This window comes from Oleiphilus sp. HI0086 (assembly GCF_001635225.1).
In genome coordinates this window covers 1-10,536 of sequence record NZ_LWFZ01000630.1, presented here as the reverse complement: position 1 = coordinate 10,536, position 10,536 = coordinate 1, and the positions used below count along the sequence as shown (strand labels likewise).

General features: G+C 43.2%; 10 protein-coding genes. 3 read left to right on the top strand and 7 right to left on the bottom strand.

The window, feature by feature from the left end; genetic code table 11:
• Positions 1-117 precede the first annotated feature (117 nt).
• The 6 genes from A3756_RS08380 to A3756_RS08355 all read right to left on the bottom strand — a co-directional run bounded on the left by A3756_RS08380 (position 118) and on the right by A3756_RS08355 (position 5,256).
• Entirely contained in the window at positions 118-1,263 is a 1,146-nt protein-coding gene (locus tag A3756_RS08380) for a lipopolysaccharide assembly protein LapB (protein ID WP_156490370.1), read from the bottom strand.
• Between the two features lie 7 nt (positions 1,264-1,270).
• Positions 1,271-1,903: an energy transducer TonB gene (locus A3756_RS08375; RefSeq protein ID WP_068553324.1), complete on the bottom strand. Its 633-nt coding sequence runs from the start codon at positions 1,901-1,903 to the stop codon at positions 1,271-1,273.
• Positions 1,904-1,913: 10 nt separating this feature from the next.
• Positions 1,914-2,315: a biopolymer transporter ExbD gene (locus A3756_RS08370; protein ID WP_068553323.1), complete on the bottom strand. Its 402-nt coding sequence runs from the start codon at positions 2,313-2,315 to the stop codon at positions 1,914-1,916.
• Between the two features lie 74 nt (positions 2,316-2,389).
• A complete protein-coding gene (locus A3756_RS08365) occupies positions 2,390-3,025 on the bottom strand; it encodes a MotA/TolQ/ExbB proton channel family protein (protein WP_068553322.1) in 636 nt (211 codons plus the stop codon).
• 81 nt (positions 3,026-3,106) lie between these two features.
• Positions 3,107-4,423, bottom strand: coding sequence for a MotA/TolQ/ExbB proton channel family protein (locus A3756_RS08360; RefSeq protein WP_197470087.1), 1,317 nt, complete (start codon positions 4,421-4,423; stop codon positions 3,107-3,109).
• 35 nt (positions 4,424-4,458) lie between these two features.
• Positions 4,459-5,256: a DUF3450 family protein gene (locus tag A3756_RS08355; protein ID WP_197470086.1), complete on the bottom strand. Its 798-nt coding sequence runs from the start codon at positions 5,254-5,256 to the stop codon at positions 4,459-4,461.
• Positions 5,257-5,581: 325 nt separating this feature from the next.
• Between A3756_RS08355 and A3756_RS08350 the strand changes: the two genes are divergently transcribed.
• The 3 genes from A3756_RS08350 (at position 5,582) to A3756_RS08340 (ending at position 9,509) form a co-directional block, all read left to right on the top strand.
• The gene (locus A3756_RS08350; protein ID WP_068553319.1) at positions 5,582-7,297 is read left to right on the top strand and encodes an ABC transporter substrate-binding protein; all 1,716 of its coding nucleotides are present in this window, start codon (positions 5,582-5,584) and stop codon (positions 7,295-7,297) included.
• Positions 7,298-7,358: 61 nt separating this feature from the next.
• Complete coding sequence (locus A3756_RS08345) at positions 7,359-8,033, top strand: ABC transporter substrate-binding protein (RefSeq protein WP_197470085.1); 675 nt, start codon at positions 7,359-7,361, stop codon at positions 8,031-8,033.
• A gap of 126 nt (positions 8,034-8,159) precedes the next feature.
• Complete coding sequence (locus tag A3756_RS08340) at positions 8,160-9,509, top strand: DEAD/DEAH box helicase (RefSeq protein ID WP_068553317.1); 1,350 nt, start codon at positions 8,160-8,162, stop codon at positions 9,507-9,509.
• A gap of 79 nt (positions 9,510-9,588) precedes the next feature.
• Here A3756_RS08340 and A3756_RS08335 read toward each other — a convergent pair whose 3' ends face one another.
• The gene (locus A3756_RS08335; protein WP_068507789.1) at positions 9,589-10,389 is read right to left on the bottom strand and encodes a hypothetical protein; all 801 of its coding nucleotides are present in this window, start codon (positions 10,387-10,389) and stop codon (positions 9,589-9,591) included.
• Positions 10,390-10,536 lie beyond the last annotated feature (147 nt).

Sequence of the window (10,536 nt, the reverse complement as noted above, 5' to 3'; positions counted from 1 at the left end):
TTCGATTGCGCCACACCTTCTTTGAAAACGAAGATAAATAAATTCTCTTTTTTAGCAGTTTGCTCAGCTGCAAACACGCTTGCCGAGAACAAACATAGAAGACTCGCTAGGAGTAATTTAACGGCATGCATACGGGTCATTCTGACAGATCTCTATTTGCTGAAATAAATGGGAAGCTTTCTGGAATAATTGGCTATCAGTGATTTTTTGCAGTAAGCGTTTAGACTGCTCATAATCACCATTTCTATAATGCGCAAAACCAAGTGCATACAAGATATTTTCGTCTTTCAACAAGTCATAGCGTTGTAAGGAGTCAGTCTTTGCAACCATCGACTCATAGTCTTCGAGGTAAATATCGATACCAACACGCTGTCTAAACTTTTCTTCCTGCTGATTGATACGACGGTTTAACTGTAAAGACCTTACTGGTTCGCCAGACTTCAGATAAAGGGTTGCTGCCTTAGCAGAAAACTTCGGGAAGCGTATCGACGCCCAGTCAAAGACCAAGGCAGCCATTAAGTACTTTTCTTGGTCTATGTAGACCTGACCAAGCAACTCAAGCAACTTATCATCGTCGTTATATTTGATCACACCTTCTTCTAGCAGAGCCGCAGCGGCATCTTTCTGACCACTCTCTCTTAGGGCAAACGCTACCGCCAGATATTCTTTTGCCGAATAGTTTTCACTTTCTAGATAACGGTGCGCGTAGTCATTAGCACTTTGATAAAAGCCAAGCTCTAATAGGTAATAAAACTTCTGACTGTAGAAGCGCGAATACTCTGGGTGCAGTTCAATACCTTCGTCCAAGGTCGCCCAGGCGGAGTTCATATCATCAAGCTGCTTAAAGGCTTCGGCTTTGATCACCAACATTTGAGGATTATCTAAGGCTGCCTGACCCGCTTTACCAAGCGCGTCGATTACACCTTGATACTCCATTCGCTGCCAATGATTTCGGGCAATATAAAGATATACAGACTCTTTTGTTTGACCCTTTTCAATTGCAGCATCGAAGAATATATTCGAGATCTTCGGATAGCCGGTTTTATTAAACACTATCCCTTTCAGTGTGTAATAAGTACTAAAATCAAAACCTTCTTTTGTTACCTCAGCTTTTTCCAGTACTGTTTTCGCTCGCTGTATGTAGCCGTCTTTAACCAACGTCGCGCCTAGTGCTACATAGTCTATTTTTTCTGTCTTTTGTGCTGCTGCGCTGGATGGCAAACACCACATGAGACACATCACTACTGCCACAAATAATTTCATGTGCATATCAATCCAACTTAAATACTATTTTTTGCATCGCCCAAACCTTCACCTTCTTACCGTTGTAGGTGGCAGGCTCAAATTTCCAACGACGAATGGTACTGTCGGCCTTCAGGTCAAATATCTCTTCAGGCTTAGAGTCAAGAATCTCAACGTCTTCAACATTGCCACTTTCATCGATCAGAACATTCATGGTGACGTAGCCACTAACACCCTGCTTTCTTGCGAGCTCCGGATAAACAATCGGAGAACGCTTTCGAACCTTCGGAGGCGTATCGACGCTACTTTTGTCCATGGCCTGATCACTAGATCCTGCTAGAAGATCGTTATCAGAAAACTCAGAAAATTCTGTTTCATCAAACTGAGGAACACCGAAACTTAGCCCAGCCCCCCCCAGATTCGCGCCAACATTTGCAGGCTTGATTGAGGGTAGTTTTTGCGGCTGCTGTCGTTTCTTTTTCTTAGGTTTCGGCTTCGGCTTTGGTTTTTTGATAACCTGTTTCTTGGCAACATCAAAGTTGCTTGCATCATCTTTCGCCGAATCCTTTTCAATATCGGACTCGTTAAGACCAATCACCAAAACAAAAATAAGGAACGGAACAACAATCGCCGCTGCAATAGCCCATACGTATCTAATCATCAGCGTATACTCAGGACTCTTGCTCGGTGGCGACACCGACATCAGTCGCGCCGGAAAGTTTACATTGGTCAATAACCTCCAAAACTAGCTTCGCCGGTACGTTCTCATCGGTTACAACCAGTACCGACTTATCTGTACTAACGCGCAACATGTCGCGAAGTTTACTCTGCAGGCTGTAAATTCTGACAGGCTGATTATCGACATAGACATCACCTAACTTATCGATGAATACGCGTGTGGCCTTGGTTGATGCCGCTGCGGCGCTCGATGCACTGGGTCGGTCTAGGTCCAGCTTCATATCTTTTACAAAGGTTGTGGTAACCATAAAGAAGATCAATAGGATAAATACCATATCAATCAAGGGTGAAATGTCGATCTGACCTTCTTCTTCAGTTTCTTGTCTATATCTCATGGCTCATGCCTCGTTTTAAATCTTGTGTTACCAGGCCCCATAACAATTCAGTGCCGGTATATATGAGTCAGTTATTAAGCTTGCTGTTGACGCTTGCTACTCTCTTTAGATCTTGCAACAACCAGGTCGCGGATCTGGTCAAGCTCACGATAAATATTCCTTTCCTTTCGCTCGATGATCCTTCCGATCATTAAGCCAGGAATAGAAATCGCTAATCCCATTTGAGTGGTAAACAATGCCTTACTAATGCCCCCGGCAATACCACCTGACTGGCTAAACAAGGCCATATCGCCTAGCGAATTAAACGTTTCAATCATGCCATCTACGGTACCGAGCAAACCAAGCAGTGGTGCTACAGCAACCAATGAGCGAACTAGCGTTTTATGTTTGCCCAAGCCTTCTTTAATAATTGAAAACTCTTCATCTATCAGCGCTTTCAAAAGCTCCGGAGATGAAACCGTTCGCGAGGTATCCATCGCAAATTTAGCCGCTTCAGCCGTCGTAGATTTAAGTTTTAAAAATTTCTTTTTTTGCTTTTTTGCCCGACGAACCAAGTCTCGAGGGTTATGTTGCGCCGAACGAATATTCATCGCTCTGTAGACCAAGGCGAACCACAACAAAATAGAGACAAAAATGAGAGGCAACATAACAAAGCCCCCCATCTCGTAGTATTCGAGCAAGGTACTGGTATTGGGGATAATTTCTAACATTCGTGTTCCCTATAAACAGAATCTAATAATCAATGGAAAGCTTGCTACCAAGACCCAAGGCCTAGGTAGCTATGAGCTTAATTACACATTTGTCGATTCTTTATGGGTGTTTATCACGTTGAGCGCTGCACGCTCTAGGCCGTTCTTGGTGCGAAGTGCCCAGCTAGACAACATATTACCTATCAGCAACAGCGGGATCGCAACGATCAAGCCAAACTTAGTTGTCACCAAGGCTTCAGATATACCCGTTGATAGTAACTTGGGGTCACCCGTACCAAATTCGGTAATGATATCGAAGGTACCGATCATGCCGGTAACCGTACCTAGCAAGCCAAGCAAAGGCGAAACCGCTGCAATAACAAGTATTGCTGAGCCGAAACGATCTATTTTGGAGCTTTCGAACAAGATTGCTTCTGAAATAATATCTTCGATATGGTCTCGCTCTTTCTTGATATTACGAAGCGTTGCAGAGATAACTCTATTAGCACTGCTTGCGTTTTTCTTACACGCTTTTAGTGCCGCATCGATTCCATCACTTTCAACGAGTTGATTGACTCTAACGGTATTCTTTTGGATATCAGAACCAAGCATAATCAAGAAGATAATTCTTAGAGCAACTAAAGCTAAACCTAACAAGCCAATTGCAAGAATGATCTTACCTATCAAGCCACCTGCTTTAATATCATCAGAGAAACCTTTTTCTGCCTGTTTCTCTATCGCCAGATCAACATTGTCGAATAGGAATACGGGGATATTTGATTCGCCACCCAAGACACCTTGAATAGATTGGGACGACTCAGTATCCCAAACTTTAAACTTAGCATTGCCGCTTGGCGCTAGTACGCCACCATTTTCAGCATCCAAGCCAAAGCGAGCGATACGACCAACATTCAAGACTTCTCCGTTAACTTCTTTACCGGAAACATCAAAATAAGTTGCCTGAGCCTTATTTACACCACTATCAGAATGCAATGTCTTCGCAGCTTCTTTAAACGCCTGCCCTAATTGCTTATCCATATCTAAGGCTTCATCAACATTTACACCCAGCTTACTCAAACTTGAGCGAGCCTGTATAAGAGTTGTTTCAAGCAGTAATTGGTCATTCTCATTGAAGTCGACATCACGCGAGGCTTCGACAATATCCTGATTGAGACGATCGACCTGATTCTTTTTCTTTAAATAGCTTTTTTGCAGGCCATCAATATCACCCTGAAGTTTCTTCAAGGTAATTTCCTGAGATTCGGACAACTTAACCAAGCGTTGCTCTAAAGCCTTTTTCTCAGCGACCAGATAAGCATATTCCTTCTGATATGCCTGCTCTAGCTCTCCTGCCTGAACAGTAAATGATAAGCTGAAAACCACCATCATTAGCGATAATAATCGTATTAAGTTACTCATATTCATTACATCAAATATCCGTGTTAGGCCTAAAATTAATTCGAGGAAGTGTTAGCAGGAAGAAAGTTAGGTACCTTGAACAATCCGTTGCGGATGTTCTTATTGAAAGAATCAAATAAATAATCAAGTTCGCGTAGATTTTCACTTCCGCTTATTGAAGCTTGATTCCATCCGCTACTCTCTTGCTTAATCACCCCATATTCACCATCAGAGGTTTTGAAAAACATCGCTATTTTTCCTAAGCGTAAAACCTTAACTAGCTTGTCTTCACCCGAAATAAACAGCGACTCATTATAAATACCACTGCTTCGACCCAGGATTAACTCATCTTCTACAAAGGCCCATAGCTGATTAGCTGCTTTGTTAGGCGTGATAATATTTGTAATTAAGCGATGCTCAATATCATCTAAGGCTTTCAAGCGCTGCGGCAACTTAAATGGAATCGAATCAGCTAGAGAAACCTTAAGCTCTGCAATAACATTTTTAAGAACCGGGCTAACCTCGTCGTAGGCTTCAAACTTATCTTTATTAGCTGTTTGAAGTTTTTCTAGCTCGCGCTGTAGGTCTTTGATATTCAACTCAGAACGGCTAATCTTTACATCCAAGTCAGATTTTTGGTTAGAGTAAGACCGTATCTGATCATTGAAACTATCTTTCTTGAAGTTGATTTCATCGTGCAAAGACGAGATCTGCTGACGTATCTCAACCAATTCCTGAGAGATATTTTCAAGGGAATCTAAATTAGTATTTGCTGCGTAAGATGTGGCGCCAGCAAATAGCAACGTTAGTGAACTAAGCTGTGCGACGGATCGAATTTTGGATGATAGCTTCAAGGTTCCAACTCTCATAATTTTAAAGAGCTGGAAGTGTATCCCCGAATTATTTCAGTTATATTTCACAAATAAGTCAGATTTGTTACAGACAACATACAAGAATAATAACCATGAAAGGTGACGTAAATATGAACCTTGTAATACAAAAACATTACACACCATAAATTGACTTAAATTCATTAGTCTTTACTTGTATGCAAAAGTCGCTTACACCATCATTTCGTTATTATCATTAATACCTGCATATAAATCATACAACATTCACAACACCAACTATACTTGTAGTTAACGCTCTTCATTTCCAGACTTTCAAGGGAATTAGCACATGCTCGTAAAGCTTTGCATCGGCCTGCTGACATTGCTCTGCTCCATCAATAGTTGGGCACTTCGTCCCTCAGATAACGCTGAGTGGCAGATACGCGCACACCAAATTATTAGTACAGAACTGCAACCCTCCACGCTTACACCACAAGAACAATACCAAGAGCTCGCTTGGTTCGCTGATGCAGCACAAGACTACAAAGATATTCAGGTACGTGTTGTATCCGAACGAATCGATACGCACTTTTATGAAGCCAATACCCTAGCAAAGGCCTTTTTTGAACTCACAGGTATACATGTCGTACATGAAATAACCGGCGAAGACGATGTCATTAAAAAGATGCAAGCTCAGATATCAACGGGTAAAAGTCTATATGACGCCTACATCAACGATAGCGATTTAATAGGCTTTCACATTCGTTCAAATGAAACGCTGAGATTAGACACCTTTATGAAAAATGAGGGTGCAAAAGTTACCCTACCTACACTCGACCTAAACGACTTTATAGGGCTTAAGTTTACTACCAGCCCGGAAGGACACTTATACCAATTACCGGATCAACAGTTTGCTAATTTATATTGGTACCGCGCAGACTGGTTTGCCCGTCCTGACTTACAAGCACAATTTAACAAGATTTATGGCTACGACTTAGCCGTCCCCCAAAACTGGCAGGCTTACGAAGATATTGCTGAATTTTTTACAGTACATGTCAAACAACTCGATGGCCAACGCGTATGGGGACATATGGACTATGGAAAACGCGACCCCTCTTTAGGCTGGAGGATCTCAGATGCTTGGTTATCACTAGCAGGCACCGGTGATAAAGGCTTACCAAACGGTACCCCGGTAGACGATTGGGGAATTCGTGTAGAAGATTGTCGTCCTGCCGGTGCTAGTGTCGCAAGAGGAGGCGCGCTGAACAGCCCTGCTGCGATATACGCAGTAGAGAAGTATATTGAATGGCTGAATAAATACGCACCTCCCCAAGCAAAAACAATGAACTTTACCGAAGCTGGTAATTGGCTAGTCAAGGGCAACATTGCACAACAAATTTGGTGGTACAGCGCTTTCACAGCAGCACTAACCAAACCCGGCACAGCTATCGTCAACAGCGACGGCACACCTAAGTGGAGAATGGCCCCATCACCCAAAGGTGCATATTGGGAAAAAGGAATGAAATTAGGCTATCAGGACGCAGGCCCTTGGACCTTCCTGAAAAACACCCCTATAAAACGTATTAAGGCCGCTTGGCTGTATGCCCAATTCTTGGTCTCTAAATCCGTATCGCTCAAGAAAACGCTTGTTGGCCTCACTCCGATACGCCTGTCCGATATCAACTCTGCGCCTTTTACTAACAAAGCGAAAAAGCTTGGCGGACTTGTAGAGTTTTATAGAAGTACCGGGCGCGATGTATGGACGCCAACCGGTTCAAATGTACCAGACTATACCAAGCTATCTAATCTCTGGTGGCAATTCGTTGGTGAGGCTGTCGCAGAGAGAGCTACCGTGCGCAGAGCGATGTATGGTATGGCAAGCGCGTTTGACACGGTACTTGAAAACTTATCGACACAACAAACCGGCCCCTGCGCGCCGAAATTGAACCCAAAGCAAACAGAGCTATATTGGCTAGAAAAAGCGGGGGCACCAAAACCGGCACTATCTAGTTTCCCACCAGCTGCTACCTTACCCTATAAGGAGGCAATCCGTGTCTGGAAATAGAATATGCACTTATATGCGAACCGCATTATTCTTACTGCTATTGCTCCTTAGCAATCCCCTAGTGTCTGAGCAAAAGCAGGCATTAAGTATTATTAGCTTTGTTGACCCCCCTTACGTATTTGATGATGCGCAACAAGAAAAGGGGCTTGTGGAAATTATTATTAGTGAGCTATTTCAAAGAGCAGGCATGGAGTATGATTTTTATTTGATGCCTAAAAAGCGAGCTCTAATCTTTGCAGAGAAGACACCCAACACCTGCGTACTCCCGATCGAACGAAATCAAGAACGTGAGGTAAAGTTTACCTGGATTAGCCCCATTTTGATCTCAAGAAATGGTTTGTTTCAAACAATAGATCAGCACTTGGATCGAAAGATCATCACCTTAATGGATGCCCAACCGTATCGCATAGGCAGCCACTTGGGCAGCGCGAGTGGCGCATATCTTAAAGGCATGGGTTTTGAGGTAGAGATCGTTGCAAAGAATTCCGCAAATATTCATAAATTAAGAGCAGGCCGTATAGACTTTTGGGAAACAGACGCGGTAGCGGCACACTACATATCCCACACTGAGAACATCGAAATTAAGAAATCTGCATTAGATTTTTTTACACATCTTAGAGCAATCGGCTGCAACCTATCGATTTCGCCTGCAGTGATTAAAAACATTCGCAAACATCTTAAACAGATGTACCGGGATGGCTCGATCGACAAGATCAATCAGGAGTTTATGCCTTGATTTCTTAAACATCGTGAACAGCTATCGCTCAAAAACAATACTAGCGCCAACCACTAGAATCCTATAAGCTCGCTCTCCTTATTTTGGCTGTATTGTTATTGTACAGCCCCTACAGTTGAGCAGTTTATGAGTTTCGAGTCTTTAGGTCTTTCGCTTCCACTATTAAAAGCTATTGAAGAATTAGGGTATAAAACCCCATCCCCTATACAAGAAAAAGCTATACCTGAAGTACTTGCCGGCCATGACCTTTTAGCAGCAGCACAAACCGGCACAGGGAAAACTGCTGGTTTTACATTGCCCATCCTAGATCGTCTCGTTAAAGGCGAAAAACCAAAAGGTAATCGAGTTCGTGCAGTTATCCTCGCCCCAACCAGAGAACTCGCAGCACAAATTGCCGTAAGTGTTGAGCAGTATTCGAAACACCTTCCTCTACGTTCTTCTGTTGTCTACGGTGGCGTCAAGATTAACCCTCAGATGATGCTGCTACGTAAAGGTCTCGATATACTTGTAGCCACTCCGGGACGTCTTCTCGACCTACACTCTCAAAATGCAGTGAAATTTGAAGACCTCGAAATCCTTGTTCTCGATGAAGCTGACAGAATGCTAGATATGGGCTTTATAAGGGATATTCGGAAAATTATTTCCTTGCTTCCAAAGAAAAGGCAAAGCCTATTATTCTCAGCCACCTTTTCAGACGAAATCAAGATGCTCTCAAGAGAGTTTACACATAACCCCGTTGAGGTCTCAGTTAGTCCCAGTAATACAACAGCAAAAACAATTGAGCAGTGGATATACCCAGTCGATAAAAATAGAAAATCAAAACTTTTATGCCAATTGATTAAGGAAGAAAACTGGCAACAAACTTTGGTTTTTTGTCGTACCAAACATGGATCAAACCGCCTAACAAGAGTTCTCGAAGGGGCAGGTATCAAAGCTGCCGCGATTCACGGCAATAAAAGTCAAGGTGCCCGAACTCGAGCCCTACAAGAGTTTAAGTCTGGTGTCATTCAAGTTTTAGTTGCGACTGATATTGCAGCACGCGGCATCGATATAGATCAGCTACCTCAGGTTGTTAACTTTGAGCTACCTCACGTATCTGAAGATTACGTGCACAGAATAGGTAGAACCGGCCGCGCGGGGTCGGATGGTTTAGCGATATCTTTGGTTTGTGCCGATGAATTTAAAGAACTCAAAGGTATTGAACGGTTAACTAAACAAGTGATTCAACGTAGAACGGTCGAAGGCTTCGAACCTGTGCACTCCCTACCCGAATCCCAGCTAGATACTCGTCCGATCAAAGCAAAAAAGCCCAAGAAACCCAAAAAGCCAAAAGCCGAGCAGCACGGCAATCAGGCGAAGACCGACTCCGATAAAAATAAGCCTAGAAGAGCAAAAAGACGCCCTACTCAAAAGCAATCCCGCGGAAATCAGTCAAGCAGCCAGTCAAGTAACAAGGATATATGGAAACAAAAGTAGCCGTAGCCACTAAGAATTGTTTTGAAAGAACTTAAAAAGCTCAGATCCAGGTAATCTGAGCTTTATTGAAAAAAGACGATTAGATTGTTACAGAAATAGAGTCGGATAAGTCGCTTTCGAGGCCGTCAGTATCTACAACGGTAATTGCAAAATGATAATCACCATCGGCCAGCTCAGTAACAATATATGAGGTATCTAGACCATCGACCTCATGAACAGTATCAACCTCACCGTTACCAGCAACTTGATAGATTCTAAAGCCCTGTATTTCGTAAACTTCGAAATCTGAACCATCCGCTCGCTGACTTGGATAAGCCCAGCTAAATTCTATAGCGCCGAGAGACGCTTCTTGCTCCTGCCCGTCAGTAGCGTCAGAAGAACCTTCGTTGTCACTACCGCTAGAATCACTCGACCCGCTTTGACTTTCCCCACTGCCCGCTTGCTGGTCGTCAGAGCCACTGTCATCTTGTCCACCGACTACTGAGCCGCCAGTATCTCCAGCATCGCTTGAATTATCTGAAGAATCGTTGGAAGCCTCTTCACTGTTCCCCTGAGCCTCTTGCCCACCAGGCTCTTCAACTTGCTGAATTTCTACAGGTTCTTCGTCAGAGGTCGCTGCTGAGCCACAACCAACCAAAGCCAAGGGAGATAAACTAATAATCGAAGAAACAATGGCGCTACGTAATTTACTCTGTACTTTAAGAGCTTGGTCAATCTGTCTACGACTCAACCAGCCTTTATCGACGAGAATCTGACCCAAGGGCAGATCAGTGCCTTGCTGAGAAGCAATTGCTTCATTCAACTGCGTTTCGTTTATTAGGCCTTTATCTAAAAGAATATCACCTAGACGCGTTTTTTCTGTTTGTTGAGTCGCGTACATATTTTTACCCGCCTATCATCATTTTCTCTCGCACGAACCTGTATTCCAACTACTTAAAGACAAGCTAAATCACCATAGCGATTGTCTAAAGCTTGCAACAAACTGCGGGAGTAATACGTGAACCAATGTTGCGTAATGTTTCTATTA

Coding starts and splice junctions, on each gene's coding strand:
- A3756_RS08380 (WP_156490370.1), bottom strand. CDS start 1,263: ATGAAATTATTTGTGGCAGTAGTGATGTGTCTCATGTGGTGTTTGCCA.
- A3756_RS08360 (WP_197470087.1), bottom strand. CDS start 4,423: ATGAGTAACTTAATACGATTATTATCGCTAATGATGGTGGTTTTCAGC.
- A3756_RS08340 (WP_068553317.1), top strand. CDS start 8,160: ATGAGTTTCGAGTCTTTAGGTCTTTCGCTTCCACTATTAAAAGCTATT.
- A3756_RS08370 (WP_068553323.1), bottom strand. CDS start 2,315: ATGAGATATAGACAAGAAACTGAAGAAGAAGGTCAGATCGACATTTCA.
- A3756_RS08335 (WP_068507789.1), bottom strand. CDS start 10,389: ATGTACGCGACTCAACAAACAGAAAAAACGCGTCTAGGTGATATTCTT.
- A3756_RS08375 (WP_068553324.1), bottom strand. CDS start 1,903: ATGATTAGATACGTATGGGCTATTGCAGCGGCGATTGTTGTTCCGTTC.
- A3756_RS08350 (WP_068553319.1), top strand. CDS start 5,582: ATGCTCGTAAAGCTTTGCATCGGCCTGCTGACATTGCTCTGCTCCATC.
- A3756_RS08365 (WP_068553322.1), bottom strand. CDS start 3,025: ATGTTAGAAATTATCCCCAATACCAGTACCTTGCTCGAATACTACGAG.